General features: G+C 33.0%; 30 protein-coding genes and 1 other annotated feature. All 30 genes read right to left on the bottom strand.

What is annotated here, in order from left to right; translation table 11 throughout:
- Positions 1 to 4: 4 nt before the first annotated feature.
- Positions 5 to 259, bottom strand: coding sequence for a 30S ribosomal protein S17 (gene rpsQ, locus ACTG46_RS00720; RefSeq protein ID WP_003421156.1), 255 nt, complete (start codon positions 257 to 259; stop codon positions 5 to 7).
- 23 nt (positions 260 to 282) lie between these two features.
- Positions 283 to 486 carry a 50S ribosomal protein L29 gene (rpmC, locus tag ACTG46_RS00715; protein ID WP_003421158.1) on the bottom strand — a complete coding sequence of 68 codons (204 nt, stop codon included), beginning with the start codon at positions 484 to 486 and terminating at the stop codon, positions 283 to 285.
- Position 487: 1 nt separating this feature from the next.
- Positions 488 to 919: a 50S ribosomal protein L16 gene (rplP, locus tag ACTG46_RS00710; RefSeq protein ID WP_003421160.1), complete on the bottom strand. Its 432-nt coding sequence runs from the start codon at positions 917 to 919 to the stop codon at positions 488 to 490.
- A 35-nt stretch (positions 920 to 954) separates the two neighbouring features.
- Positions 955 to 1,794, bottom strand: a complete 840-nt coding sequence (gene rpsC / locus ACTG46_RS00705) for a 30S ribosomal protein S3 (RefSeq protein ID WP_054268681.1) — start codon at positions 1,792 to 1,794, stop codon at positions 955 to 957.
- Between the two features lie 22 nt (positions 1,795 to 1,816).
- The gene (gene rplV, locus ACTG46_RS00700; protein ID WP_009887891.1) at positions 1,817 to 2,152 is read right to left on the bottom strand and encodes a 50S ribosomal protein L22; all 336 of its coding nucleotides are present in this window, start codon (positions 2,150 to 2,152) and stop codon (positions 1,817 to 1,819) included.
- 31 nt (positions 2,153 to 2,183) lie between these two features.
- The gene (rpsS, locus tag ACTG46_RS00695) at positions 2,184 to 2,465 is read right to left on the bottom strand and encodes a 30S ribosomal protein S19 (RefSeq protein ID WP_021386634.1); all 282 of its coding nucleotides are present in this window, start codon (positions 2,463 to 2,465) and stop codon (positions 2,184 to 2,186) included.
- Positions 2,466 to 2,499: 34 nt separating this feature from the next.
- The gene (rplB, locus tag ACTG46_RS00690) at positions 2,500 to 3,330 is read right to left on the bottom strand and encodes a 50S ribosomal protein L2 (protein ID WP_003421168.1); all 831 of its coding nucleotides are present in this window, start codon (positions 3,328 to 3,330) and stop codon (positions 2,500 to 2,502) included.
- Positions 3,331 to 3,359: 29 nt separating this feature from the next.
- A complete protein-coding gene (gene rplW / locus ACTG46_RS00685; protein WP_003435681.1) occupies positions 3,360 to 3,650 on the bottom strand; it encodes a 50S ribosomal protein L23 in 291 nt (96 codons plus the stop codon).
- Positions 3,650 to 4,273, bottom strand: a complete 624-nt coding sequence (gene rplD / locus ACTG46_RS00680; protein ID WP_479923431.1) for a 50S ribosomal protein L4 — start codon at positions 4,271 to 4,273, stop codon at positions 3,650 to 3,652. Before rplD ends, rplW begins: the two co-directional genes overlap by 1 nt.
- 29 nt (positions 4,274 to 4,302) lie before the next feature.
- Positions 4,303 to 4,932, bottom strand: a complete 630-nt coding sequence (rplC, locus tag ACTG46_RS00675) for a 50S ribosomal protein L3 (protein ID WP_021386632.1) — start codon at positions 4,930 to 4,932, stop codon at positions 4,303 to 4,305.
- A 91-nt stretch (positions 4,933 to 5,023) separates the two neighbouring features.
- Complete coding sequence (gene rpsJ, locus ACTG46_RS00670) at positions 5,024 to 5,335, bottom strand: 30S ribosomal protein S10 (RefSeq protein ID WP_054268679.1); 312 nt, start codon at positions 5,333 to 5,335, stop codon at positions 5,024 to 5,026.
- Between the two features lie 370 nt (positions 5,336 to 5,705).
- A complete protein-coding gene (gene tuf / locus ACTG46_RS00665; protein WP_074179359.1) occupies positions 5,706 to 6,899 on the bottom strand; it encodes an elongation factor Tu in 1,194 nt (397 codons plus the stop codon).
- A gap of 90 nt (positions 6,900 to 6,989) precedes the next feature.
- Complete coding sequence (gene fusA / locus ACTG46_RS00660; RefSeq protein WP_021382502.1) at positions 6,990 to 9,056, bottom strand: elongation factor G; 2,067 nt, start codon at positions 9,054 to 9,056, stop codon at positions 6,990 to 6,992.
- A gap of 48 nt (positions 9,057 to 9,104) precedes the next feature.
- Positions 9,105 to 9,575 (bottom strand): 30S ribosomal protein S7, encoded by a 471-nt coding sequence (gene rpsG, locus ACTG46_RS00655; protein WP_021382504.1) that lies wholly within the window; start codon positions 9,573 to 9,575, stop codon positions 9,105 to 9,107.
- Between the two features lie 121 nt (positions 9,576 to 9,696).
- Positions 9,697 to 10,119 carry a 30S ribosomal protein S12 gene (gene rpsL, locus ACTG46_RS00650; RefSeq protein WP_021382501.1) on the bottom strand — a complete coding sequence of 141 codons (423 nt, stop codon included), beginning with the start codon at positions 10,117 to 10,119 and terminating at the stop codon, positions 9,697 to 9,699.
- 288 nt (positions 10,120 to 10,407) lie between these two features.
- Entirely contained in the window at positions 10,408 to 13,893 is a 3,486-nt protein-coding gene (rpoC, locus tag ACTG46_RS00645; protein ID WP_054268678.1) for a DNA-directed RNA polymerase subunit beta', read from the bottom strand.
- 41 nt (positions 13,894 to 13,934) lie between these two features.
- Positions 13,935 to 17,651, bottom strand: a complete 3,717-nt coding sequence (gene rpoB, locus ACTG46_RS00640) for a DNA-directed RNA polymerase subunit beta (protein WP_479923430.1) — start codon at positions 17,649 to 17,651, stop codon at positions 13,935 to 13,937.
- Positions 17,652 to 18,120: 469 nt separating this feature from the next.
- Positions 18,121 to 18,909: a 7alpha-hydroxysteroid dehydrogenase gene (gene hdhA / locus ACTG46_RS00635; RefSeq protein ID WP_054268676.1), complete on the bottom strand. Its 789-nt coding sequence runs from the start codon at positions 18,907 to 18,909 to the stop codon at positions 18,121 to 18,123.
- Between the two features lie 387 nt (positions 18,910 to 19,296).
- Positions 19,297 to 19,662 carry a 50S ribosomal protein L7/L12 gene (gene rplL / locus ACTG46_RS00630; RefSeq protein ID WP_021382505.1) on the bottom strand — a complete coding sequence of 122 codons (366 nt, stop codon included), beginning with the start codon at positions 19,660 to 19,662 and terminating at the stop codon, positions 19,297 to 19,299.
- A 57-nt stretch (positions 19,663 to 19,719) separates the two neighbouring features.
- Positions 19,720 to 20,226 (bottom strand): 50S ribosomal protein L10, encoded by a 507-nt coding sequence (rplJ, locus tag ACTG46_RS00625; protein ID WP_003421187.1) that lies wholly within the window; start codon positions 20,224 to 20,226, stop codon positions 19,720 to 19,722.
- 42 nt (positions 20,227 to 20,268) lie between these two features.
- Positions 20,269 to 20,397 (bottom strand) — a sequence feature (ribosomal protein L10 leader region).
- Positions 20,398 to 20,448: 51 nt separating this feature from the next.
- Entirely contained in the window at positions 20,449 to 21,147 is a 699-nt protein-coding gene (gene rplA / locus ACTG46_RS00620; RefSeq protein ID WP_054268675.1) for a 50S ribosomal protein L1, read from the bottom strand.
- Between the two features lie 70 nt (positions 21,148 to 21,217).
- Complete coding sequence (gene rplK, locus ACTG46_RS00615; protein WP_054268674.1) at positions 21,218 to 21,643, bottom strand: 50S ribosomal protein L11; 426 nt, start codon at positions 21,641 to 21,643, stop codon at positions 21,218 to 21,220.
- A gap of 39 nt (positions 21,644 to 21,682) precedes the next feature.
- Positions 21,683 to 22,225 (bottom strand): transcription termination/antitermination protein NusG, encoded by a 543-nt coding sequence (nusG, locus tag ACTG46_RS00610; protein ID WP_003421190.1) that lies wholly within the window; start codon positions 22,223 to 22,225, stop codon positions 21,683 to 21,685.
- 19 nt (positions 22,226 to 22,244) lie between these two features.
- Complete coding sequence (secE, locus tag ACTG46_RS00605; RefSeq protein ID WP_003429494.1) at positions 22,245 to 22,466, bottom strand: preprotein translocase subunit SecE; 222 nt, start codon at positions 22,464 to 22,466, stop codon at positions 22,245 to 22,247.
- A gap of 25 nt (positions 22,467 to 22,491) precedes the next feature.
- A complete protein-coding gene (gene rpmG / locus ACTG46_RS00600) occupies positions 22,492 to 22,641 on the bottom strand; it encodes a 50S ribosomal protein L33 (RefSeq protein WP_003421192.1) in 150 nt (49 codons plus the stop codon).
- 249 nt (positions 22,642 to 22,890) lie between these two features.
- The gene (tuf, locus tag ACTG46_RS00595; protein ID WP_074179359.1) at positions 22,891 to 24,084 is read right to left on the bottom strand and encodes an elongation factor Tu; all 1,194 of its coding nucleotides are present in this window, start codon (positions 24,082 to 24,084) and stop codon (positions 22,891 to 22,893) included.
- Between the two features lie 73 nt (positions 24,085 to 24,157).
- Positions 24,158 to 24,805, bottom strand: a complete 648-nt coding sequence (sigH, locus tag ACTG46_RS00590; RefSeq protein WP_021382468.1) for an RNA polymerase sporulation sigma factor SigH — start codon at positions 24,803 to 24,805, stop codon at positions 24,158 to 24,160.
- A 64-nt stretch (positions 24,806 to 24,869) separates the two neighbouring features.
- Entirely contained in the window at positions 24,870 to 25,397 is a 528-nt protein-coding gene (locus ACTG46_RS00585; protein WP_054268672.1) for an NYN domain-containing protein, read from the bottom strand.
- Between the two features lie 2 nt (positions 25,398 to 25,399).
- The gene (gene rlmB / locus ACTG46_RS00580; RefSeq protein ID WP_479923429.1) at positions 25,400 to 26,137 is read right to left on the bottom strand and encodes a 23S rRNA (guanosine(2251)-2'-O)-methyltransferase RlmB; all 738 of its coding nucleotides are present in this window, start codon (positions 26,135 to 26,137) and stop codon (positions 25,400 to 25,402) included.
- A gap of 12 nt (positions 26,138 to 26,149) precedes the next feature.
- A complete protein-coding gene (thyX, locus tag ACTG46_RS00575) occupies positions 26,150 to 26,908 on the bottom strand; it encodes an FAD-dependent thymidylate synthase (protein WP_223195502.1) in 759 nt (252 codons plus the stop codon).
- Positions 26,909 to 26,928 lie beyond the last annotated feature (20 nt).

Raw genomic sequence — 26,928 nt, 5'->3', positions numbered from 1 at the left:
AAAACTATTTCACTTTCTCAACAACTTCAACTAGTCTAAATCTCTTGTCTTTTGATAAAGGTCTAGTTTCCATTATTTTAACTCTATCTCCGATGTTACATATATTCTTTTCATCATGAGCCTTGAATTTTTTAGTTCTCTTAACACGTTTATTATATAGTGGATGACGTACAAACTCTTCAACAGCTACTACTATTGTTTTATCCATCTTATCACTAACAACACGGCCTATTCTAACTTTTCTTCTTCCTCTTTCCATGTTTAAAAAGCCTCCTTTCCAAATTAAGCTCTAGTTTCGTATAACTTTCTTTCAGCAAGAACAGTTTTAACTTTTGCTATATCCTTCTTAACAAACTTTATTCTAGCTGTATTTTCTAATTGACCAGTAGCTAATTGGAATCTTAAGCTAAATAATTCACTTTTGAAGTCGTTTAATTTGTTCATTAGCTCTTCGCTTGTTAAATCTCTTAATTCTTTAGCTTTCATCCTATTCACCACCCTTTACTTCTAAATCTTCTTTTTTCACAAATTTACATTTGATTGGTAATTTATGTGCAGCAAGTCTCATAGCTTCTCTTGCCTTATCTTCAGAAACACCCGCTAATTCAAACATAACTCTTCCTGGCTTAACTACAGCTACCCAATATTCTGGAGAACCTTTCCCTGCACCCATACGAGTTTCTGCTGGTTTTCTTGTTACTGGTTTATGAGGGAATATTTTTATCCAAACCTTTCCCCCTCTTTTTATATATCTAGTCATCGCGATTCTGGCAGCTTCTATTTGATTAGAAGTTATCCAAGAAGCTTCTAAGGCTACTAATCCAAACTCACCATAAGTAACTTTGTTACCTTTATGAGCTTGCCCAGCCATACTTCCTCTATGAACTCTACGACGCTTTACTCTTTTTGGCATTAACATGAGTATTTTTCCTCCTTCCTTGAACCTAACTATTATTAATTTCCTTTGTTTTCAGTTCTTTGAGGTCTTGATCCACCTTGAGGTCTTTGTCCTCTGTAGTTTCCTCTGTTATCATTTCCTCTATTATCATTTCCTCTATAGTTTCTATTGTCATTTCCTCTTCTATCGTTTCTTCTGTTATCTCTCTTATTGTCTCTTCTATCGCTCTTTCTGCTTTCTTCTCTTGGATTTACACCGTCTCTAGTTGGTAAAACTTCACCATTACATATCCAAACTTTTATACCGATTTTTCCATAAGTAGTATCAGCTTCAGCGAAACCATAATCTATATCTGCTCTTAAAGTTTGTAGTGGCACATTTCCTTCACTATAACCTTCAGTTCTAGCCATCTCAGCTCCACCTAATCTTCCAGAAGCAGAAACTTTTATTCCTTTAGCACCAGATTTCATTGCTCTTTGTATAGCTTGTTTCATTGCTCTTCTGAAAGCAACTCTTCTCTCTATAGCTAAAGCTATATTTTCAGCTACTAATTGAGCATTTTTATCTGTACTTCTTACTTCTACTATATTAACTATTATAGTTTTCTTTGTCATTTTTTCTAATTCAACTTTTAATGCTTCGATTCCTGCACCAGCTCTTCCTATAACTACTCCTGGCTTAGCAACGTGTAAGTCCATTTTTATTTTATTAGCTGATCTTTCTATTTCTATCTTAGCAACTCCAGCTGAGTATAATCTTTTCTTTAAGAATTTACGTATATTATGGTCTTCTAATAATAAGTTTCCGAACTCTTTTTTATCAGTAGCGAACCATCTTGAGTCCCAATCTTTTATAACACCGACTCTTAAGCCGTGTGGATTAACCTTTTGACCCATTACTTTCCCTCCTATCTATTAATTATTTTTTCTCTTTAACAACAACCTCTATATGAGAAGTTCTTTTTCTTATTGTAGTTGCACGACCCATAGCTCTAGGCATGAATCTCTTCATTGTTGGCCCTTGATTAGCAACTATTGATGCTATATATAATTTTTCAGTATCCATTTCGTGATTGTTTTCTGCGTTAGCTTTAGCTGATTTTACAACCTTAGCTATTATTGAAGCTGCTCCTCTTGGAGTAAACTTTAATATTGCTAATGCTTCATCAACATTCTTTCCTCTAACAAGGTCACATATTTGGCCTGCTTTTCTTGGTGATACACGTACGTATTTAGCAGTAGCTTTTGCTTCCATTGTTATTCCTCCTTTCTTAGTCATAATTTAATTATTTTCTCTTATTAGATTTTTCGTCATCCTTATGTCCTTTGAAAGTTCTAGTAGGAACGAACTCACCTAATTTATGTCCAACCATATCTTCTGTTATATATACTGGAACATGTTTTCTTCCATCATGAACAGCTATAGTGTTTTCTACCATTTGTGGAAATACAGTTGAAGATCTTGACCAAGTTTTTATAACTTCTTTACTTCCACTAGCATTCATAGCTTCTATCTTCTTTAAAAGTCTTGCATGGACAAAAGGCCCTTTTTTAGTTGATCTTGACATTTATATTCCTCCTTTCCGAGCAAAAATAAATTTACTACTTAGTTCTTCTTGATACTATTAATTTATTTGAAGCTTTATTTTTCTTTCTAGTTTTATATCCAAGAGCTGGTTTACCCCATGGAGTAACAGGAGATGGTCTACCTATTGGAGATCTACCTTCCCCTCCACCGTGTGGATGGTCATTAGGGTTCATTACAGAACCTCTTACAGTAGGTCTTATTCCCATATGTCTTTTTCTTCCTGCTTTACCGATAACTACGTTACCGTGCTCTATATTCCCAACTTGTCCTATAGTAGCTTTACAGTTTATACTTACTAATCTCATCTCACCTGATGGTAATCTTAATAAAGCATTTTTTCCTTCTTTAGCCATTAATTGTGCAGAAACTCCAGCAGATCTAACTAATTGAGCTCCTTTTCCTGGCTTTAATTCTATATTATGAATGATAGTACCAACTGGCATATCTTTTAATGCTAAACAGTTTCCTGGCTTTATATCAGCACCTAATCCTGATAATATAGTATCTCCAACATTAATTCCAACTGGAGCTAATATATATCTTTTTTCACCATCAGCATAGTTTAATAATGCGATATTTGCAGTTCTGTTTGGATCATATTCTATAGTAGCAACCTTAGCAGGTATACCATCTTTATCTCTTTTAAAATCTATTATTCTATATTTTCTTTTTTGTCCTCCACCTCTATGACGAACAGTTATTCTACCATGTACGTTTCTACCAGCATTTTTCTTTAAGTTAACTAAAAGAGATTTCTCTGGTTGATTACATGTTATTTCATCAGAAACTAAAACTGTCATTTGTCTTAAGGCAGGAGAAGTTGGTCTAAACTTTTTTATAGCCATCTGTTTTCCCTCCTTCGTTTGTTATAATACTACATTCCTTGGAAGAATTCTATTTCTTTACTATCAGCAGTTAATTTAACTACTGCTTTCTTAAAGCTTGATGTTCTTCCTTGAGTTCTACCCATTCTTTTAACTTTTCCATCGTAGTTTAAAGTATTTACTTTATCAACACTAACTCCGAATACTTTTTCTACTGCTTTTTTTATTTCAGTTTTGTTCGCATCTTTAGCCACAACAAAAGTGTATTTTTTTTCACCCATTTCAGCCATACTGTGCTCAGTTACAACTGGTCTTATTATTACATCATGTGGATTAGTCATTATGCGTACACCTCCTCCACTTTTTTAACAGCATCTGTAGTTATTATAAATGAATCATATTTTAATATATCATATACGTTCATAGTATTAACTAATGCAGTTTGAACACCTTCTATATTTCTAGCTGATTTTATTACGTTATCGTTTTTGTCAGCTATAACTACTAAAGCTTTTTTAGCAGCATTTATATTATTTAATATTTGAGCGAATTCTTTAGTTTTAGGAACATCCATGTTTAATGCATCTAATACTATAACTTCACTATTTTGTACTTTTGAAGATAAAGCACTCTTCATAGCTAATCTTCTTACCTTCTTAGGTAATGTATATCTGTAGCTTCTTGGCTTAGGTGCAAAAGCAACTCCTCCACCTACCCATTGTACAGATCTTGTAGAACCTTGTCTTGCTCTACCTGTTCCTTTTTGTTTCCAAGGTTTTCTTCCGCCACCTCTAACTTCTGCTCTAGTTTTAGCAGATTGAGTTCCTTGTCTCTTATTTGCTAATTGATTTTTTACAACTTCGTATAAAACATGTCCATTAACTTCTACGCCAAATATAGAATCTGATAATTCTATTTCTCCAACGTTTTGTCCACTAACATTTAGTACATTTAATTTTGGCATTGTTATTCCTCCTTTCTCTAGGTTAGTCATTATTTAGAAACCTTTACAGCTTCTTTTATAGTTACTACTGAACCTTTAGCTCCTGGTATAGCTCCCTTAACTAATATAAGGTTCTTATCAGCATCTACTTTAACAACCTCTAAGTTTTGAACTGTTACCTTTACGCTTCCCATGTGTCCAGCTAATTTTTTGTTTTTAAATACTCTACCAGGGTAAGAACAAGCTCCCATTGAACCTGGTCTTCTGTGGTATCTAGAACCGTGAGTTTCAGGGCCTCTACTTTGTCCATGTCTTTTTATCGGACCTTGGAATCCCTTACCTTTACTTATTCCAGTAACATCTATTTTTGCACCTGCTTCAAATACATCAGCTTTTATTTCTTGTCCTACTGTGTATCCTTCTACAGAATCTACTCTAAATTCTTTTAAATGTTTCTTTAAAACATTAGCAGCAGCTAAATGTCCTTTTTTAGGTTTGTTTAAAGCTTTTTCTTTAGCATCTTCAAAACCTATTTGTATAGCATTGTATCCATCTTTATCAACTGTTTTTATTTGAGTAACGACCATAGGTCCTGCTTCAACAGCTGTTACAGGTATAACTACACCTTTATCAGTGAATATTTGAGTCATACCAACTTTTTTGCCTAATATTCCTTTCATATTAGCACCTCCTATAATTCTTACAGCGGATTACATCTTTTAGAGTAATCATTCTAAGATAATCATCTATAGGATAATATCTTAGGGGTTCTTATAATTTTATTTCTATATCTACACCTGCTGGTAAGTCTAATCTCATTAATGAGTCAACTGTTTTAGGTGTTGGATTAGCTATGTCGATTAGTCTTTTATGAGTTCTTATTTCAAATTGTTCTCTAGAGTCTTTGTACTTATGTACAGCTCTTAATATAGTTACAATTTGTTTTTCTGTTGGTAGAGGCACAGGTCCTGAAACTTGTGATCCAGCCTTTTTAGCAGTTTCAACTATTTTCCCTGCTGAAAAATCTAATAATTTGTGATCATATGATTTTAATCTTATTCTTATTTTTTCATTCTTAGCCATTTTGTTTTCCCTCCTTTATCACGTGTTTAATTTTCAAGTTGCGTACAACCAATACCGATACACTGCTCCGGGTGTGTTGTAACTTTCAAATCGATATTAGTTCATATTTCACTAGGATTTAATTCTTATTTTCTTAATCTCTCAAGCACACTATTATATTTTATATCATATGTTACATTTTTTCAAGTTTTTTTTATATTTTTTTCAATTTTATTTTCTATTACAACAGCATAACCTCAAACTTGATTGTTAATCTATCTCAAGGCACTAGTTTAGTATATATGCTTTAGTGCTACTTGTCAACAAAAAACAAAAAAGAGAGGTGTTATCCCCTCTTTTTCTATATTAAATCCATTAGTTTAGTAAAAGATTACTCTACTATAGTAGCAACAACTCCTGAAGCTACTGTTCTTCCACCTTCTCTTATTGAGAATCTTAATCCCTCTTCTACAACTATTGAGTTTATTAAGTCTACTTCCATTGTTACATTATCTCCAGGCATTACCATTTCTATTCCATCTGGTAACTTACAAGCTCCTGTTACGTCTGTTGTTCTGAAATAGAATTGTGGTCTATATCCATCAAAGAATGGTGTATGTCTTCCACCCTCTTCTTTTTTAAGTACATATACTTCTGCTGTAAACTTTGTGTGTGCCTTTACTGATCCAGTTTTTGCTAGTACTTGTCCTCTTTCTATCTCACTTCTTTGTACTCCTCTTAATAATGCTCCTATATTATCCCCTGCTTGTGCTTGGTCTAATAATTTTCTGAACATCTCTACTCCTGTTACTACTACTTTTCTTGGTGCTTCTGTTAATCCTACTAATTCTACTTCGTCTTGTACTTTTAGTACTCCTCTTTCTACTCTTCCTGTTGCAACTGTTCCTCTTCCTGTGATTGAGAATACGTCCTCTACTGGCATTAAGAATGGCTTATCTGTATCTCTCTCTGGAGCTGGTATATACTCATCTATTTGCTCGAATAATTCTACTATCTTATTTCCCCACTCGCTCTTTGGATCTTCTAATGCCATTAATGCTGACCCTCTTATTATTGGAGTATCATCTCCTGGGAAATCATATTCTGTTAATAAATCTCTTACTTCCATTTCTACTAGTTCTAATAACTCTTCATCATCTACCATGTCACATTTGTTTAAGAATACTACTATATATGGTACACCAACTTGTCTTGATAATAGTATATGCTCTCTTGTTTGTGGCATTGGTCCATCTGTTGCTGAACAAACTAATATTGCTCCGTCCATTTGTGCTGCTCCTGTTATCATGTTCTTAACGTAGTCAGCATGTCCTGGGCAGTCAACGTGTGCGTAGTGTCTGTTTGGAGTTTCATACTCAACGTGTGCTGTTGATATTGTGATTCCTCTTTCTCTTTCTTCTGGAGCTTTATCTATGTTTGCGAAATCTACTGCTTCTCCTAATTGGTATCTGTCATATAATGTTTTTGTTATTGCTGCTGTTAATGTAGTTTTACCGTGGTCAACGTGTCCTATTGTACCTATATTAACATGAGGTTTTGTTCTTTCGTATTTAGCTTTAGCCATTTTGAATTTCCTCCCTTTATCTTGTGCGATATGAGATATATCTCATATCGCTGATTATTTTTTATATTTATATTATTAATTATTTTTAAATTATTTTCCTTCAGCTATTTTCTTAGCAACTGAAGCTGGAACTTGCTCATAGTGATCGAATATCATTGTATAAGTTGCACGACCTTGAGTTGAAGATCTTAGGTCTGTTGAGTATCCAAACATTTCTGAAAGTGGAACGAATGCATTTATAACTTGTGCACCACTTCTAGCTTCCATACCTTGGATTAATCCTCTTCTTGAGTTTAAGTCACCCATAACATCTCCCATGTAATCTTCTGGAGTAACAACTTCTACTTTGAAGTAAGGCTCTAAAAGAACTGCATTACCTTTCTTCATAGCATCTTTGAATGCCATTGAACCAGCCATTTTAAACGCCATCTCAGAAGAGTCAACCTCATGGTAAGAACCATCATATAACTCAACAGCAACGTCTACAACTGGATAACCAGCAACTATACCAGATTGCATAGCTCCTTGTATACCCATGTCAACTGGACCAACATATTCTTTTGGTACAGATCCACCAACAGTTTTGTTTGTGAACTTGTATCCTTCACCTGGCTCTTGAGGAGCAACTCTAATCTTAACGTGACCGTATTGTCCTCTACCACCTGATTGCTTAGAGTACTTGTATTCAACATCAACTGGTTGAGTTATAGTTTCTCTATATGCAACTTGTGGTGCACCAACTTTAGCTTCTACTTTAAATTCTCTTAATAATCTATCTACTATTATCTCTAAGTGTAACTCACCCATACCAGATATTATAGTTTGTCCTGTTTCTTGGTCAGTCTTAACTGTGAAAGTTGGGTCTTCTTCAGCTAATTTTTGAAGAGCTATACCCATTTTTTCTTGAGCTGCTTTAGAGCTTGGCTCTATAGCAACAGATATAACTGGCTCAGGGAATTCCATAGATTCAAGTATTATTGGATTAGCAGGGTCACATAATGTGTCTCCAGTAGTAGTATCTTTTAATCCTACTGCTGCTGCTATATCTCCAGCATAAACTTTAGTTATTTCTTCTCTTGTATTGGCATGCATTTGTAATATACGACCAATTCTTTCTCTCTTATTCTTAGTTGCATTTAAAACATAAGAACCAGATTCTAATGTTCCAGAGTAAACTCTGAAGAACGCTAGTTTTCCAACGAATGGGTCAGTCATTATTTTGAATGCTAGTGCAGAGAATGGCTCTTCATCAGAAGAATGTCTTTCAGCTTCTTCTCCATCTTCTAATATACCTTTTATAGCTGCTATATCTGTTGGTGCTGGTAAGTAATCTAAAACTGCATCTATTACTAACTGAACACCTTTATTTCTATAAGCTGTACCACAGAAAACTGGGTTCATTTCACAAGCTATAGTAGCTTTTCTTATAGCAACTTTTAATTCTTCTATAGTAGGCTCTTCACCTTCAAGATATTTCATCATTAGTTCTTCATCAGTTTCAGCTACTGATTCAACTAATTTCTCTCTCCACTCAGTGGCTAATTCTTTCATGTCTTCTGGTATATCTGTTTCTTCCATTTCAACCCCTAGGTCGTCTTTGTATATAACAGCATCCATTTTTAATAAGTCTATTATACCTATGAATGAATCTTCTTTACCTATTGGTAATTGCATAGGAACTGCATTAGAATTTAATCTAGATTTCATCATGCTTACAACATTGTAGAAATCTGCACCTAATATATCCATTTTATTTACAAAAGCTATTCTAGGTACTCCATAAGTTTCAGCTTGTCTCCATACATTTTCTGATTGAGGCTCAACTCCACCTTTTGCACAGAATACAGCAACTGAACCATCAAGAACTCTTAGAGATCTTTCAACTTCAACTGTGAAGTCCACGTGTCCAGGAGTATCTATTATATTTATTCTATGGTCTTTCCATGAAGCAGTAGTAGCGGCAGAAGTTATTGTTATACCTCTTTCCTTTTCTTGCTCCATCCAGTCCATTTGAGAAGCTCCTTCATGAGTTTCTCCTATTTTATGAGTTTGCCCAGTATAAAACAGAATTCTTTCTGTAGTAGTAGTTTTTCCTGCATCTATATGAGCCATGATTCCTATATTCCTAGTTCTTTCCAAAGGAAACTTTCTAGCCATGGTTATCCTCCTTATGATATCCTCAATTTTATAAGATATCTATATATCCTACCATCTGTAATGAGCAAATGCTTTATTAGCCTCTGCCATTTTATGAGTATCTTCTTTTTTCTTAACTGAAGCTCCAGTGTTGTTAGCTGCATCCATTATTTCTTTAGCAAGCTTATCAACCATTCCTTTTTCTCCACGAGCTCTAGTGTATTTTACTAGCCATCTTAAACCTAATGTTTGTCTTCTTTCAGGTCTAACTTCGATTGGTACTTGGTAGTTTGCTCCACCAACTCTTCTTGCTTTTACTTCTAAAACAGGCATTATATTGTCCATTGCTTTATTAAATACTTCTAAAGCTTCTTCTCCTGTCTTTTCAGCAATAACTGCGAAAGCATCATAAACTATACTTTGAGACTTTCCTTTTTTTCCGTCTACCATTAGATTATTTATTAATTTAGTAACTACCTTACTCCCATACATAGGATCTGGTAAAACTTCTCTTTTTGGAACATTACCTTTTCTTGGCATTTCGCTTCCCTCCTTAATTATTTAACTTAAATCATAGGTACTCGACATAATTCACTTAATGCCGTGATGCCATAAATATATATATTTAAAGCACCGAACTATAATCAATCATTAATTGTTTTTACTTTTTAGCTTCTTTAGGTCTCTTCGCACCGTACTTAGATCTTGATTGTCTTCTCTTATCAACACCTGCTGTATCTAAAGTACCTCTTAGTATATGGTATCTAACCCCTGGAAGGTCTTTTACTCTTCCTCCTCTTATAAGAACAACACTATGCTCTTGTAAGTTGTGTCCTTCTCCTGGTATATAAGCAGAAACTTCTATACCATTAGTTAATCTAACTCTGGCAACTTTTCTTAAAGCTGAGTTAGGTTTCTTAGGAGTAACTGTTTTTACTGAAGTACAAACCCCTCTTTTTTGTGGGGCACTAGCGTCAGTTACTTTCTTGTTTAAAGAGTTGTAACCTTTTTGTAATGCTGGAGCAGTAGATTTCTTCTCTACCGCTTTTCTACTTTTACGAACTAATTGGTTAATTGTTGGCATCATCTGCACCTCCTTCCAAATTTTCGATCTTATCAGTGACCGCCAACTACATCAATATGAATATTCATACTGACTGATTGTAACATACGTTACTTACAATTTAATGTCTATAACACATAAATATGTGATATTAGCATTTTTCTAGCTTGATGCTTTTTAGTTTTTATTTATTGCCATCTAAAAGTCACTAAGAGCTTATTCAAGCCCTTAGTGCACTTTTAAACAACACACTTTACTATTTTAACACCACAAATAATGGTTGTCAAGATTTCTTTACTCTATCTGCCATTAATCTTCAATTTTTTCAACAGCTATATTTCTATATTTCTTCATTCCTGTTCCAGCTGGTATTAATTTACCTAATATAACATTTTCTTTAAGTCCTATTAAGTGGTCTTCTTTACCTTTTATTGCTGCCTCTGTTAATACTCTTGTTGTCTCCTGGAATGAAGCTGCTGATAAGAATGAATCAGTTGCAAGAGACGCTTTAGTTATACCAAGTAAAACTCTTTTAGCAACTGCTGGTCTTAGACCTTTAGCTACAGCATCTTTATTACATTCATTGAATGTTAATACATCTTCATATCCACCTGGTAATAAATCTGTATCTCCTGGGTCTTCAACTTTAACTTTAGATAGCATTTGTCTTACTATAACTTCTATATGCTTATCGTTAACGTCAACCCCTTGAAGTCTATACACTCTTTGAACTTCTTTAACTATATATTCTTGAACTCCCTTAACACCATTTACTCTTACTATATCATGAGGATTTATAAACCCTTGTGTTAATGGGTCTCCAGCTTCTAACATTTGACCTTGTTTAACCTTTAATCTAGAACCATATGGTATCACATATGTTTGAGTTTCGCCTTCTGCTGGTATTACATTTACTTCTTTTCTCTTTCCAGTTTCGTCTATTTCAACTCTACCAGATACTTCAGTTATTACGGCTAATCCTTTTGGCTTTCTAGCCTCAAATAATTCTTCAACCCTTGGAAGACCTTGAGTTATATCAGCTCCTGCAACTCCTCCAGTATGGAATGTACGCATTGTAAGCTGAGTACCCGGCTCACCGATAGATTGAGCTGCTATTATACCAACTGCTTCACCTATATTAACTTCTTTTCCTGTAGCTAAGTTTCTACCATAGCACTTAGAACAAACTCCATGATTAGTTTTACAGTTAAGAACTGTTCTTATCCTAATTTTTTCAATCCCTAAATCTACTATAGTTTCTGCTTCATCTTCTTGTATCATAGCATCAGCTTCAACTATAACCTCACCAGTTTCAGGATTTAATATAGGGTCTATAGTATATCTTCCTACAATTCTATCATATATCTCTTCTATAACTTCATTTCCTTCTTTTATAGCATAAATTTCTGTAGTATCCTCTGTTCCACAATCTATTTCTCTTACGATAACATCTTGACTTACATCAACAAGTCTTCTTGTTAAGTATCCAGATTCAGCTGTACGTATAGCGGTATCAGCAAGACCTTTTCTGGCACCATGTGAAGATGTAAAGTATTCTAGTACTGATAGACCTTCACGGAAATTAGATTTAACTGGTATCTCAACTGTTTTACCAGACGCATTGGCCATAAGACCACGCATTCCTGCCAGCTGTCTAATTTGGTTTTTAGAACCTCTGGCTCCTGAATGTGCCATTATATATATATTATTTAATCTGTCTAGTCCACCCATAAGAGCATCAGTAACTTTATCAGTTGTTTCTGTCCATGTCTCTATGACTTTCTCATATCTCTCTTCATCAGATATTAGACCTCTTCTGTACGCTTTTTCATATTTATCAACTTTTGCTTCTGCTTCAGATATAAATACTTTCTTTTCTTCTGGTACACTCATATCATCAACAGCAACTGTTATTCCACCTAGTGTAGAATATTTAAATCCTAGAGCTTTTATATAATCTAATAATTCAGCTGTTTCTGTATTTCCATGTTTTCTAAAACATTTATCTATTATTTTACCAAGAGATTTTTTATCTGCTAAGAAATCAACTTCAAGTGCAAATGGGTTTTCTTTTCTATCTACAAAACCTAAATCTTGAGGTATATTTTCATTAAATATAAATCTACCAACAGTACTTTCAACTAATGAGCTGCTTCCATCTTCAAGTGTTACCTTTAATTTTACTAAAGCATGTAGATGAACTGATTTATTATAATAAGCAAGTAATAGCTCATTAAAGTCTTTAAATACCATTCCTGTTCCTTTAGCTCCATCTTGTGCTTCTATTGTTAGATAATAGCAACCTAAAACCATATCCTGAGATGGAGTAGTTATAGGTGAACCATCTTTAGGAGCAAGGATATTATTTACAGAAAGCATTAAGAATCTTGCTTCTGCTTGTGCTTCTACTGATAAAGGTACATGGACTGCCATTTGGTCACCATCGAAGTCTGCATTATAAGCTGTACATACAAGAGGATGTAGTTTTATAGCCTTACCTTCAACTAAGATTGGTTCAAATGCTTGTATACCTAATCTATGTAGAGTCGGTGCACGGTTAAGAAGAACTGGATGACTTTTTATAACATCTTCTAAAACATCCCAAACTTCTGGCTTAACTTTTTCTACTATAGATTTCGCACTCTTTATATTATGTGCATAACCTTCTTTAACTAATTTATCCATAACAAACGGCTTGAATAATTCCAACGCCATTTTCTTTGGAAGTCCACATTGATAGAATTTAAGTTCTGGTCCAACAACTATAACAGAACGTCCTGAGTAGTCAACACGCTTACCAAGTAAGTTTTGACGGAAACGACCTTGCTTACCTTTTAGCATATCTGATAAAGATTTAAGTGGTCTATTTCCAGGACCTGTTACAGGTCTACCTCTTCTACCATTATCTATTAATGCATCAACTGCTTCTTGAAGCATTCTTTTTTCATTTCTTACAATTATATCTGGAGCTCCAAGCTCTAATAGTCTTTTAAGTCTATTATTTCTATTTATAACTCTTCTATATAAATCATTTAGGTCTGAAGTCGCAAATCTTCCACCATCAAGTTGTACCATTGGTCTTAAATCTGGTGGGATTACTGGTATTGCATCTAAAATCATCCATTCTGGTTTATTTCCAGACTTTTTAAATGCCTCTACAACTTCTAATCTTCTGATTGTTCTAACTTTCTTTTGTCCTGTACTATCTTTTAATTCCGCTCTTAAGTCTTTACTTTGTTGCTCCAAATTTATATTTTGTAGTAATATCTTTACAGCTTCAGCACCCATTCCTACAGTAAAAGTATATCCATACTTTTCAAGAGCAGTTCTGTACTCTTTTTCTGTAAGTAACTGTTTTTCATTCAATCCAGTTTCTCCAGGGTCTACTACTACATATGAAGCAAAGTATAATATTTTTTCTAATGATCTTGGTGACATATCAAGTAAAAGTCCCATTCTACTTGGTATACCTTTGAAGTACCAGATGTGAGACATAGGAGCTGCTAGCTCTATATGTCCCATTCTCTCTCTTCTTACCTTTGATTTAGTTACTTCTACTCCACATCTATCACAAACTACACCTTTATATCTAACTCTTCTATATTTACCACAATGGCACTCCCAGTCTTTTTGTGGTCCAAATATTCTTTCACAGAAAAGACCATCTTTCTCTGGCTTTAAAGTACGGTAATTTATAGTTTCTGGCTTTTTAACTTCTCCTCTAGACCATTGTCTTATTTTTTCTGGAGAAGCCAATGCTATTTTTATCGACTCGAAATTGTTTAATTCAAACAAGGAGTTCTCTCCCTTCTATTTGAGATTTACATTAATTAAATTTACATATCAAAGTCATCACTTTCAAAATCTATTTCTTCTTCAAATAAATCATCTTCAGTGAATTCTTCTAAATTCTCTATATCCTCATCTTCTGCGTTTTCAGCAAAATCATCTTCAATTTCTTCTATTATGTTACTTTCTTCAACTTCTCCCATATGATTTACAACGTCTAGCTCAAATTCACCTATTGTATCATCTTCATCTACAGATTCTCTCACTTCTATTTCTTGGTCTTCATCTGTCAACACTTTTACATCTAAGCATAAACTTTGAAGTTCCTTTATAAGAACCTTAAATGATTCTGGGATTCCTGGCTCAGGTATGTTTTCACCTTTAACTATAGCTTCATAAGTTCTAACACGTCCTACAACATCATCAGACTTAACAGTAAGTATTTCTTGAAGTATGTGAGCAGCTCCATATGCTTCTAGAGCCCAAACCTCCATCTCTCCAAATCTTTGTCCACCAAATTGTGCTTTACCACCTAGTGGCTGTTGAGTAACTAATGAGTATGGTCCAGTACTTCTTGCATGCAGCTTTTCATCTACTAAGTGATGTAGTTTTAAGTAATACATATATCCAACAGTTATTCTGTTGTCAAAAGTCTCACCTGTTCTACCATCGTATAAAGTTAATTTACCATCTCTAGGATAACCAGCATCTTCAAGAGCATCCATTATATCGTACTCATTAGCACCATCGAATACTGATGTTGCTACATACCATCCTAATGTCTTAGCAGCTAGTCCTAAATGTACTTCTAGAACCTGACCGATGTTCATACGTGATGGTATACCTTGTGGGTTAAGTATTATATCTAGAGGAGTTCCATTTTCCATAAATGGCATATCTTCTTCTGGTAATATTCTTGAGATAACCCCCTTATTACCATGACGACCAGCCATTTTATCTCCAACTTTTATCTTTCTCTTTTTAGCTATATAACATCTTACTAATTCATTTACTCCTGGAGATAAATCATCTCCATTTTCTCTAGTAAATACTTTTACATCAACTATTATACCAGATTCACCATGAGGTACTTTAAGTGAAGTATCTCTAACTTCTCTAGCTTTTTCTCCAAATATTGCACGAAGTAATCTTTCCTCAGCAGTAAGTTCAGTTTCTCCTTTTGGAGTTACCTTACCAACTAGTATATCACCTGAATCTACCTCTGCACCTATTCTTATTATACCTCTATCATCTAAGTTTTTGATTGCACTATCTCCAACATTAGGTATATCTCTAGTTATTTCCTCTGGTCCTAGTTTTGTATCTCTAGCTTCACATTCATATTCTTCTATATGAATTGTTGATAATCTATCTTCTTTAACTAATCTTTCATTTATTAATATGGCATCCTCGTAGTTATAACCTTCCCAAGTCATGAATGCTATAAGACAGTTTCTTCCAAGTGCAACTTCACCTAAATCAGTTGCTGGACCATCTGCTATAACATCGCCTCTCTCTATCTTTTCACCTTTACTTATTATAGGTGTTTGATTTATACAAGTACCTGAGTTTGAACGTTTAAACTTAAGTAGATTATATCTATCTCTGTTTCCATCTTCTCTTTTTATAATTATTTCATCTGCTGTTACTCTTTCTGCCATACCAGAATTTCTAGCAACAACAACTGCTCCAGAGTCTTTTGCAGCTCTATATTCTATACCAGTTCCTATAATTGGCGCTTCTCTTCTAACTAGAGGCACTGCCTGACGCTGCATGTTCGCTCCCATAAGGGCACGGTTGGCATCATCATTTTCTAGGAAAGGTATCATAGCAGTTGCAACAGATACAACTTGCTTAGGAGATATATCCATGTAATCTACTCTACTTTCAGGAACCATTTCAACAGCACCATTTACAGTTCTACAAACAACTCTATGGTTTACGAACTTTCCATCATCTGTTAATGGCTCATTTGCCTGAGCTCTTACGAATAAGTCTTCCTCATCAGCAGTTAAATAATGTATTTCATCAGTAACTGTTGCTGTTTCTTTATCAAATTTTCTATATGGTGATTCTATAAATCCAAATTCATTTATCTTTGCATAAGTTCCTAGAGAGTTTATAAGACCGATATTTGGTCCCTCTGGCGTCTCTATTGGACACATTCTACCATAGTGTGAATGGTGAACGTCACGCACTTCGAATCCAGCTCTTTCTCTTGAAAGACCTCCAGGTCCAAGAGCTGATAATCTTCTCTTATGTGTTAACTCAGATAGAGGATTTGTTTGGTCCATGAACTGAGATAACTGAGAACTACCAAAGAATTCTTTTATTGCAGCAGAAACTGGTCTTATGTTAACTAACGCTTGAGGCGTTATAGCTTCCATATCTTGAACTGTCATTCTCTCTTTTATGACTCTTTCCATTCTTGAAAGACCAATTCTAACTTGATTTTGTAATAATTCACCTACAGATCTTATTCTTCTGTTTCCTAGGTGGTCTATATCATCAATATTTCCTATATTATAGAATATATTGAACTCATAACTTATTGAAGCTATTATGTCATCTAATAATATATGTTTTGGTATAAGTTCTTTAATTCTTGATTTTATAGCTTCTTTTATTTCTTCTTCATCGCTATATCCATCTAAAATTTCTTTTAAAGTTGGATAATGTACTTTTTCTTTTATGTTTAAATCATCTATGTCAAAATTAATGTGAGACTTAATATCTACGAAATTATTTCCTATAACTCTAACTTTCTTATCATCATCCATTAGTAGATTTACTACATTTATACCTGCATTTTGTATATCTTTAGCTAACTCATAACTTATTTTTTCTCCAGCTTTTACAAATACTTCCCCAGTTTCTGGATTTATTATGTCTTGTGCTGAAATTTTATTCATTATTCTATAACATAAAGCAAGTTTCTTATTAAATTTATATCTACCAACTTTTGCTAAGTCATATCTTTTTGGATCAAAGAATAAAGCATTTAATAAAGATGATGCACTTTCTACAGTAGGAGGCTCACCTGGTCTTAATTTTTTGTATATCTCTACAAGACCTTCCTCTACTGATTTAGTATTATCCTTTTCTAATGTAGCAGACAATCTTTCGTCTTCTCCTAAAAGGTCAATTATCTCTGCATCTGTTCCTATCCCTAAAGCTCTAAGTAAAACTGTAACTGGTTGTTTTCTTGTTCTATCAACTCTTACAGAAATTACATCATTAGAATCTGTCTCATATTCTAACCATGCTCCTCTATTAGGAATTACAGTAGATGAAATCAATCTCTTACCTGTTTTATCTCTTTCTTCCGCATAGTAAACACCAGGAGATCTAACTAATTGACTTACTATAACTCTTTCTGCTCCATTTATAACGAAAGTTCCTCTTTCTGTCATTAAAGGGAAGTCACCCATAAATACTTCTTGTTCTTTTATCTCGCCTGTTTCTTTATTTATAAGTCTTACCTTAACTTTTAGAGGTGCACAATATGTAGCATCTCTCTCTTTACACTCTTCTATATCGTACTTTGGTTTATCGTCTAAAGAATAGTCAACAAATTCCAATATAAGATTACCAGTATAATCTTCTATTGGTGAAATATCATCAAACACTTCTTTTAAACCTTCTTTTAAAAACCACTCATAGGAATCTACTTGAATTTCTATAAGATTTGGCACATCAGCTATTTCCTTAATTTTAGAAAAGCTCATTCTAGTTCTTTTACCTATCGTGACAGGATGTGGCATTCACTTTTCACCTCTCAATAATTAAAAATAAAACAATAGTTCATTCTAACGCATCTAATAATTTTAGCATATTGTCAAGTATTTTTCAATATATTTTTTATCTTATATGTAAACTATGCATTATTTTTGATTTTTTATAAATTATTTTTAGCATATATTATGTATTATGTACAATTTCTTAATATAAAATCCATATTTTTCATTTATAGGTCTAATTTTCTATATAAACTTATATACAAATACCCTTCCCCTATTTAATTATAATTCCATAATGAAATAGTTGTAAATAATTAGATTTATACAAATATATACAATTTATTAAATATACAAAATAAAGACCATAGATAAATTTAACTTGGAATTTTTAGTCTTAAACTTTTTCCAATGTAAATTATATCTATGGTCTTTATAAAAATAGAATTTCTAACATAACTAATATATAAATTTTCTTTATATATTAGTGTATTGATTATCCTAATATGTTATCTGCAAATTGTGGAGTAGGTAAACCAAATCCTCCTGCAACTTCAAGTAAATCTCCTGTTATGAATGATGAGTCATCACTAGCATAGAATAGAACGGCTTTTGCTATATCATCTGGTTCTCCTATACGATTTAAAGGAACATGCTTTAAAAACTCTTTTATGAACTCTGGGGACATATTATCTAATGCTGCCTTAGTTGCAATAAGTCCTGGAAGTACAGCATTACATCTAACATGATTCTTTGCATATTGTGTTGCTATATTTTGAGTTAATGAATTGATTGCTGCTTTTGATACACAGTAAGCTATTCTAGATAAATCAGGTAATACTGAACCTATACTTGATATATTTACTATACTGCCTTTTCCATTCTTTATCATATGAGGAATTGCTGCTTTACATGGTAAATACACACTTTTTAAATTAGTATTTACTGTGTCAAAGAAATTATCTGTATCCCCAGTTACAAGGTCTTTGTCAAGAGAAGGGTTTGTTGAACCAAAATTGTTTACAAGTATATCTATCTTACCTTCTTTTTTAACTACGTCTTCTATCATTGAAGTAAAAGTTTCTTCTTCACGAGCATTAAAGTAAACAAACTTAGCACAACCACCTTCTGCACTTATTTTATTTATAACTTCATTAGCTAATTCTTCTGAACGAGCTGCTAAATATACAATTGCTCCATTCTTTGCTAATATCTCTGCTGAAGCTAATCCAATACCTTTTGTCGCAGCAGTAACTACTGCAATTTTTCCTTGTAATTTTTCCATTATTAATTCCTCCTTAAATACATCCTTCAAAGTCTACAAATTTCGATTTTTTTAATACTTAGTTCATTTTAAAATTTATATTTGTTAATTAATTATTTATTACATTTTATTTCTAAATTATTCATGTATTTTTTTAAAATAATATGTAATTTTTTACAGTTCCATTTAATTATATACCCTATATATATACATTACAATAATTGTTTATATATTAATTTAATAATAGTATTAAATTAATATATCATTACATACTATATGATACCCTTAATTTAATACTATTATATATATTTTTTATATTTTATAAAAATATTTTCTTTATAATTCTAGATAAATTCTATAATTTTTTGCAAATAAAAAAGATACCCTATGGGTATCTTTTTAAAGAAACTACTTAACTTCTACTTTAGCTCCAGCAGCTTCTAATTTTTCTTTTATTTGGTCAGCTTCTTCTTTAGAAGCTCCTTCTTTAACTGTCTTAGGAGCGTTATCAACTACTTCTTTAGCTTCTTTTAATCCTAATCCTGTTATTTCTCTAACTGCTTTTATAACTCCAACTTTTGAAGAACCAACTTCAGCTAATACTACATCAAATTCAGTTTTTTCTTCAGCAGCTGGTCCACCAGCAGCTGCACCAGCTACCATTACTGGAGCTGAAGCTGATACACCGAATTTTTCTTCAGCAGCTTTAACTAATTCATTTAATTCTAAAACTTTCATATTTTCTATAGCTTCTAATATTTGTTCTATTGTCATTTTTAGCACCTCCGAATTTTATTTCAAATTAATATTTATAATTTTTTAATTAAGCTATTAAGCTTCTTCTTGACCTTCTGCCTTTTTCGCTATTGCATCTATTAAATATGCAAAGTTTGATACTGGAGCTTTTAAGCTACCAAGTAATTTAGCGATAAGAACTTCTCTTGATGGTATGTTAGCCATTTCAACAATTTTAGACTCGTCGTAGAATGCACCTTCCACAATACCCATCTTTAATTTCATCTTTGGATGAGAATCCATGAATCCTTTTAATATTCTTGCTGGAGCAACTGGATCATCATATCCAAATGCTATAGCATTAGTTCCAACTAATAATTCATCATTGAATTGCTCTATACCAACTTCTTTAGCTGCTCTTCTAACTAAAGTATTTTTATATACTTTGTAATCTACACCAGCTTCTCTCATTTGTTTTCTTAACTCAGTTACCTCTTCAACTGTTAATCCTTTGTAATCTACAACAACAGCAGCAGAAGATTTTTGTAACTTTTCAACTATCTCAGAAACAACTTCTGATTTAATTTCTATAGCTTTTCTCATATAGATGTGCACCTCCTTCACCAAATAGGCTTAGTATTTACCGCAACATTATAAAAAGCTTTTGTTGCCAAAAGTAGACATCAAAAGCTTTAGTAATCTCAATTTATCTAAAACCTCGGCGGGATATTAAGCTCTCGCACCCACTATCTACGGCAAATCTATTCTTTTTTACATTGACAAGTGATATAATAACATTTTTGTCAACCTGTGTCAACAGTTTTATTATTCAGCTGTTCTTGCTGGGTTTATTTTAACTCCAGGTCCCATTGAAGAAGCTACTGTTACACTTCTTAAATATTGTCCTTTAGCAGCAGCTGGTTTAGCTTTTATTATAGCATCCATTAATGCAGCAAAGTTTTCAGCTAATTTTTCTCCACCAAATGATACTTTTCCTACTGGAACGTGTATTATGTTAGTTTTGTCTAATCTGTATTCAACTTTACCAGCTTTTATTTCATCTATAGCTTTAGCTACATCAAATGTAACTGTTCCTGATTTAGGGTTTGGCATTAAACCTTTAGGTCCTAATACTCTACCTAATCTACCTACTACACCCATCATATCTGGAGTAGCAACTACTATATCAAATTCAAACCAGTTTTCACCTTGTATTTTTTGAACTAATTCTTCAGCTCCTACAAAGTCAGCACCAGCTTGTTCAGCTTCTTTAGCTTTCTCACCTTTAGCAAAAACTAAAACTCTTTTAGTTTTACCAGTTCCGTGAGGTAATACAACTGCACCTCTTACTTGTTGGTCAGCATGTCTTGAGTCAACACCTAATTTAATGTGTGCTTCTACTGTCTCATCAAATTTAGCTCCAGCTATATCTGAAACTAATGTTAATGCTTCTGATGCATCATAAAATTTAGTTCTATCTACTTTTTCTAATGCACCTGCATATCTTTTACCTTTTTTAGCCATTTTATTTTCCTCCTCGTGGTTAATTTCGGCTTTTCGCCTCCCACTTTATAAAAAAAAGTGTATCTTTTAATTAGTCTTCTACTACAACACCCATGCTTCTAGCAGTACCAGCTATCATACTCATAGCAGCTTCTACTGATGCAGCATTTAAGTCAGGCATTTTTAACTCAGCTATTTCTCTTACTTGAGCTGAAGTTATTTTAGCAACTTTCTTTTTGTTTGGTTCTCCAGAACCTGATTTTAAGTTTAATGCTTTTTTAATTAAAACTGCAGCTGGTGGAGTTTTTGTTATAAAACTGAATGATCTATCTTGATATACAGTTATAACAACTGGTATTATCATTCCAGCTTGATCTGCAGTTTTAGCATTAAATTCTTTTGTGAATCCCATTATATTAACACCATGTTGTCCTAATGCTGGTCCAACTGGTGGCGCTGGAGTAGCCTTTCCTGCAGGTATTTGTAATTTTATTTGACCTATAACTTTTTTAGCCATTTTGAGCGCACCTCCTCAGATTTTTCTATAATAATAGTATTAGATTTTTTCTATACCTTCAAGCTCTATTACAAATAGAGTCCTTTTACCAAATGCATTTATGCATACTTTGACTTCTCTATTTTCTAAGTCAATTTCTTCTATGTTACCTATTTGTCCACTAAATGGTCCTTGAGATACTTTTACTGTATCTCCTATTTCAAAATCAATATCACTATTTACTACTTTAGGGTCTGTTGTATCTATCCCCATAGCTTTGACTTCATCTTCACTTAATGGTACTGGTTTTGAACCAGGTCCAACGAAACCTGTAACTCCCTTAGTATTTCTTACTACATACCAAGATTCATCAGTTATTATCATTTTAACCAAGACATAACTTGGATAAACTTTACGTTGTCTAGTTTTTTCTTTTCCAGTTTTAGTAGTTTCCACTACCTCTTCTGTTGGAACAACTACTTGTCTTATGCAGTCTTCCATACCTCTTGTTTTAACTGCTTTCTCAATTGTAGCTTTAACTTTATTTTCATGTCCCGAATAGGTATGAACTACATACCAACTTGCTTCTTGTAATTCTGACATTTAACTTACCTCTTTTCGTCTATTTTAGTAATAACGCTAGTGCACCAGATAATATAGTGTCTATACCCCATACTAATATAGTGCATGAAATAACTACAGTTAAAACTATACTTGTGTTTTTAAACAGTTCCTTTTTTGTCGGCCATGTAACTCTTTTTAATTCTTGCTTAGTTTCTTTTAGATATCCAAATAAACTAAACCTTTTTTTAGTTTTTGCACCGTCATTTTTTTGGGCAGCCATTCCATACTCACATCCTTATAAAAAACTATTTTGTTTCTTTATGAGTTGTATGCTTTTTACAGAATCTACAATATTTTTGTAATTCTATTCTGTCTGGATTATTTTTCTTATTCTTAGTAGTGTTGTAGTTTCTTTGCTTACACTCTGTACATGCTAAAGTTACTTTAACTCTCATCTGATACACCTCCAACTTTGTAATACAATAATATATATTGTTAATATATGTGAATATAATACCTTTAAAATATGTATTTATTAAAAATCTACAGTATTCAAGATATTATTAACTTCCTATAATCATTACCTTGTATAAGTTATCACAAAATCCTATGCTGTGTCAATGTTTTTGTATTTCTATGTTAAAAAAAGAGGAGCATAACCCCTCTTTTTATTATTCTTTTTAATCCATCAGTTTAATAAAAGATTACTCTACTATAGTAGCAACAACTCCTGAAGCTACTGTTCTTCCACCTTCTCTTATTGAGAATCTTAATCCCTCTTCTACAACTATTGAGTTTATTAAGTCTACTTCCATTGTTACGTTATCTCCAGGCATTACCATTTCTATTCCATCTGGTAACTTACAAGCTCCTGTTACGTCTGTTGTTCTGAAATAGAATTGTGGTCTATATCCATCAAAGAATGGTGTATGTCTTCCACCCTCTTCTTTTTTAAGTACATATACTTCTGCTGTAAACTTTGTGTGTGCCTTTACTGATCCAGTTTTTGCTAGTACTTGTCCTCTTTCTATCTCGCTTCTTTGTACTCCTCTTAATAATGCTCCTATATTATCCCCTGCTTGTGCTTGGTCTAATAATTTTCTGAACATCTCTACTCCTGTTACTACTACTTTTCTTGGTGCTTCTGTTAATCCTACTAATTCTACTTCGTCTTGTACTTTTAGTACTCCTCTTTCTACTCTTCCTGTTGCAACTGTTCCTCTTCCTGTGATTGAGAATACGTCCTCTACTGGCATTAAGAATGGTTTATCTGTATCTCTCTCTGGAGCTGGTATATACTCATCTATTTGCTCGAATAATTCTACTATCTTATTTCCCCACTCGCTCTTTGGATCTTCTAATGCCATTAATGCTGACCCTCTTATTATTGGAGTATCATCTCCTGGGAAATCATATTCTGTTAATAAATCTCTTACTTCCATTTCTACTAGTTCTAATAACTCTTCGTCATCTACCATGTCACATTTGTTTAAGAATACTACTATATATGGTACACCAACTTGTCTTGATAATAGTATATGCTCTCTTGTTTGTGGCATTGGTCCATCTGTTGCTGAACAAACTAATATTGCTCCGTCCATTTGTGCTGCTCCTGTTATCATGTTCTTAACGTAGTCAGCATGTCCTGGGCAGTCAACGTGTGCGTAGTGTCTGTTTGGAGTTTCATACTCAACGTGTGCTGTTGATATTGTGATTCCTCTTTCTCTTTCTTCTGGAGCTTTATCTATGTTTGCGAAATCTACTGCTTCTCCTAATTGGTATCTGTCATATAATGTTTTTGTTATTGCTGCTGTTAATGTAGTTTTACCGTGGTCAACGTGTCCTATTGTACCTATATTAACATGAGGTTTTGTTCTTTCGTATTTAGCTTTAGCCATTTTGAATTTCCTCCCTTATCTTTCGATATAAATTAATTTTGCTCACAATAAGCTTATGGTAAGTATTTTACTATTAATCATTTCTGTTTTCAAGATGTTTTTCTAATTTTCTCTTAACCCTTTGTAAAGCGTTATCTATTGACTTTACATCTCTTTTAAGCTTGTCCGCTATAAACTGGTATGACTTTCCATTTAAATATAATTCTAGGACTTCTAATTCCAAGTCACTTAATAATTCATTCATCTTTGATTCTATATTTTTTAACTCTTCTTTACTAATTATAAGTTCTTCTGGATCTGTTACTATACTTGTAGCTATAATATCTAAAAGTGTTCTGTCTGACTCTTCATCATATATTGGTTTGTTCAAAGAAACATATGAATTTAAAGGTATATGTTTTTGTCTTGTTGCAGTTTTTATAGCAGTTATTATTTGTCTTGTTATACATATCTCTGCAAAACATTTAAACGAATTTGTCTTACTTCCATCAAAATCTCTAACTGCCTTATAAAGGCCTATCATTCCTTCTTGTATTATATCTTCTTTATCCGCCCCAATTAAAAAATAGGACTTTGCCTTTGCCTTTACAAAATTTCTGTATTTGGTAATAATGTACTCTAGTGCTATTTTATCCCCTTCACTTGCTCTTAATACAATGTTATACTCATCCTGCTGACAATTGTCTATTAACTCATAACTTTTTTCTTTTGCTACCAACATGTAAATCTCCCCCATATATAAAACAAATTTATAGGTATATTATAGTCTAAAGAAGCTAGTAATTTCAACGCTTTCTACGAATGTTCTCAAGTTTCGACAATGTTTCTTTATCTAACCTTTCCTCCAACCAATTTCGCTGAATTTTTTTCCTCAAACCGATATTTTTTTCCTTCATTTTATTCTTGGAACGATCTAACTCTAACTTTAATTCTCTTGCAGACATTCTTGTAGCACCTTTTCCTAAAATCATTTGTTGCTCTGCATAGTCATTAGTAGCTACTTTTACATCATCATACTTTGATAAAGAAGTTATAAATTTCTCTATATAACTATCTGCTGTTTGGTGCTCTCTCGTATAAACTATCGTTATGTGTTTTCTTTTCTCAACTTTTTCTCGTGAATTCTTGACATTATAAGCATCAAAAACTATTATAGTCTTATAACCCATAAACTCAGAAAATTCTATAATATCATCAATAAGCTTTTCTCTAGAATCTTCTAAATCATCTTTAGCCAGTTCTTTCAAATTATCCCACGCATTTATAATATTGTAGCCATCTATTATTAAGTAATGATTTATATTTTTTTTCATGGTTATTTACTTTTATCCAGTCTTTGTCTGAATATCTCATATAAAAGTATTCCACCCGCCACGGATGCATTTAAAGATGTAACATTACCTATCATTGGCATTTTTACTATAAAGTCACAGTTTTGTTTAACCAATCTAGATATCCCAAAACCTTCGCTTCCAATTACCACACCAAGAGGACCTGTAAGATTTTGTTTATAAAAAGTTTCTCCATCCATATCAGCAGCTGCAATCCACAGCCCTTCATCTTTTAATCTTTTTATTGTATTAACTATATTGGTTACCTTACAAACTGGCATATACTCTACTGCTCCTGCAGACGCTTTAGCAACTACAGGTGTTATGTGTACAGACCTTCTTTTAGGAATAATAACTCCATGTGCTCCTACTGCATCTGCTGTCCTTATTATTGAACCTAGATTATGTGGATCTGTTATCTCATCTAATATAATGAAAAATGGGTCTTCATCTTTGTTTTTTGTTAAATCTATTAGCTCATCCAATTCGTAATACTTATATTCACTTGCATAAGCTATTACGCCTTGATGTGAATGGCTTGTACTTACCTCATCTAATTTATGTTTATCAACATATTGTATAATTATGTTCTTCTCTTTAGCTATTCCTATTATTTTTTTAATTGAACCTTCTTTAGCTGAATTTGAAATTAATATTTTATCTATTTCTCTATCACTTTTTATAGCTTCTATTACTGGATTTCTTCCTTCTATACTTGCCAAATGATTCACCTCCTACAAGGCCTTAAATTTTTCTCTAACTTGAACTATATCTCCACAAGTCATAGTTCCTTCTGGACAACTACCATTTACACAACTTGGTCCAGTCTTTTTAAATAGTATTGGAGCAACCTTTTTAACTTCTCTTAACATTTCTACAGCTAGATTTCTTATTTCCCACTGTGCTCTTTCACAACATCTATGTTCAAAGAAATTAAATAAACTTCTAGCATTTATAGTAAATACCATTTTTGTTTCGCATGCATTTGGAAATACATATCTAGCATCTTCTATTGCTTTCTTTTCAGCTTGTCTTTTTGCTGCTTTCTCATTTTTACCATCTTTTATTAATTCATTATAATGATTTTCAAATAATATCTCTACTAAGTTATCATAAGCCTCTTGGTCTTTTTTCATTGACTTTATAAATAACTCTTTTGCTTTTTCTATTTTTTCTATTTCTGGAGGAATTATGTACTCAAATTGCTCTAATTTAACATATCTTTGACTCTGTTGTGAAAAACTAGCTATACGATGTCTAACAATTTGATGTGAGCAAGCTCTTGATATCCCTTCTATTGAAAATGTAAATGAAGCATGTTCTAATATTGACCCATGACCTATACTTAATAACATATTTAAAAACTTCTCTATACTTTCATCTGTTAAGTCTTTTTCTATTTCGTCTGTCCCAACTGGTGAATAACATAGCTTAGCTGCCATAGCTATTACTTTTTCTGGTTCAGGTGTATGTGATATTAATTTTACTTTCATAAATTTTTATCCTTTCTCTT

The organism is Clostridioides sp. LIBA-7678, assembly GCF_056716065.1.
This window is presented reverse-complemented; position numbering and strand designations above follow the sequence as displayed.

Excerpts from the sequence above, each read along its gene's own strand:
- rplJ (WP_003421187.1), bottom strand. The coding sequence starts at position 20,226 with ATGAGAAAAGCTATAGAAATTAAATCAGAAGTTGTTTCTGAGATAGTT.
- rpsL (WP_021382501.1), bottom strand. The coding sequence starts at position 10,119 with ATGCCAACAATTAACCAATTAGTTCGTAAAAGTAGAAAAGCGGTAGAG.
- rplA (WP_054268675.1), bottom strand. The coding sequence starts at position 21,147 with ATGGCTAAAAAAGGTAAAAGATATGCAGGTGCATTAGAAAAAGTAGAT.
- rplL (WP_021382505.1), bottom strand. The coding sequence starts at position 19,662 with ATGACAATAGAACAAATATTAGAAGCTATAGAAAATATGAAAGTTTTA.
- sigH (WP_021382468.1), bottom strand. The coding sequence starts at position 24,805 with ATGTTGGTAGCAAAAGAAAAAAGTTATGAGTTAATAGACAATTGTCAG.
- rpmG (WP_003421192.1), bottom strand. The coding sequence starts at position 22,641 with ATGAGAGTTAAAGTAACTTTAGCATGTACAGAGTGTAAGCAAAGAAAC.
- ACTG46_RS00585 (WP_054268672.1), bottom strand. The coding sequence starts at position 25,397 with ATGAAAAAAAATATAAATCATTACTTAATAATAGATGGCTACAATATT.
- thyX (WP_223195502.1), bottom strand. The coding sequence starts at position 26,908 with ATGAAAGTAAAATTAATATCACATACACCTGAACCAGAAAAAGTAATA.
- rpsQ (WP_003421156.1), bottom strand. The coding sequence starts at position 259 with ATGGAAAGAGGAAGAAGAAAAGTTAGAATAGGCCGTGTTGTTAGTGAT.
- rpoB (WP_479923430.1), bottom strand. The coding sequence starts at position 17,651 with ATGCCACATCCTGTCACGATAGGTAAAAGAACTAGAATGAGCTTTTCT.
- rpsG (WP_021382504.1), bottom strand. The coding sequence starts at position 9,575 with ATGCCAAGAAAAGGTAATGTTCCAAAAAGAGAAGTTTTACCAGATCCT.
- rplK (WP_054268674.1), bottom strand. The coding sequence starts at position 21,643 with ATGGCTAAAAAAGTTATAGGTCAAATAAAATTACAAATACCTGCAGGA.
- rplW (WP_003435681.1), bottom strand. The coding sequence starts at position 3,650 with ATGACTAATCCACATGATGTAATAATAAGACCAGTTGTAACTGAGCAC.
- rpsC (WP_054268681.1), bottom strand. The coding sequence starts at position 1,794 with ATGGGTCAAAAGGTTAATCCACACGGCTTAAGAGTCGGTGTTATAAAA.
- rpsS (WP_021386634.1), bottom strand. The coding sequence starts at position 2,465 with ATGTCAAGATCAACTAAAAAAGGGCCTTTTGTCCATGCAAGACTTTTA.
- secE (WP_003429494.1), bottom strand. The coding sequence starts at position 22,466 with ATGGCTGCCCAAAAAAATGACGGTGCAAAAACTAAAAAAAGGTTTAGT.
- nusG (WP_003421190.1), bottom strand. The coding sequence starts at position 22,225 with ATGTCAGAATTACAAGAAGCAAGTTGGTATGTAGTTCATACCTATTCG.
- rplD (WP_479923431.1), bottom strand. The coding sequence starts at position 4,273 with ATGCCAAAATTAAATGTACTAAATGTTAGTGGACAAAACGTTGGAGAA.
- hdhA (WP_054268676.1), bottom strand. The coding sequence starts at position 18,909 with ATGGAAAAATTACAAGGAAAAATTGCAGTAGTTACTGCTGCGACAAAA.
- rpsJ (WP_054268679.1), bottom strand. The coding sequence starts at position 5,335 with ATGGCTAAGAATGAAAAAATAAGAATAAGATTAAAATCATATGATCAC.
- rplP (WP_003421160.1), bottom strand. The coding sequence starts at position 919 with ATGTTAATGCCAAAAAGAGTAAAGCGTCGTAGAGTTCATAGAGGAAGT.
- tuf (WP_074179359.1), bottom strand. The coding sequence starts at position 6,899 with ATGGCTAAAGCTAAATACGAAAGAACAAAACCTCATGTTAATATAGGT.
- rplV (WP_009887891.1), bottom strand. The coding sequence starts at position 2,152 with ATGGAAGCAAAAGCTACTGCTAAATACGTACGTGTATCACCAAGAAAA.
- rplC (WP_021386632.1), bottom strand. The coding sequence starts at position 4,932 with ATGAAAGGAATATTAGGCAAAAAAGTTGGTATGACTCAAATATTCACT.
- fusA (WP_021382502.1), bottom strand. The coding sequence starts at position 9,056 with ATGGCTAGAAAGTTTCCTTTGGAAAGAACTAGGAATATAGGAATCATG.
- rpmC (WP_003421158.1), bottom strand. The coding sequence starts at position 486 with ATGAAAGCTAAAGAATTAAGAGATTTAACAAGCGAAGAGCTAATGAAC.
- tuf (WP_074179359.1), bottom strand. The coding sequence starts at position 24,084 with ATGGCTAAAGCTAAATACGAAAGAACAAAACCTCATGTTAATATAGGT.
- rplB (WP_003421168.1), bottom strand. The coding sequence starts at position 3,330 with ATGGCTATAAAAAAGTTTAGACCAACTTCTCCTGCCTTAAGACAAATG.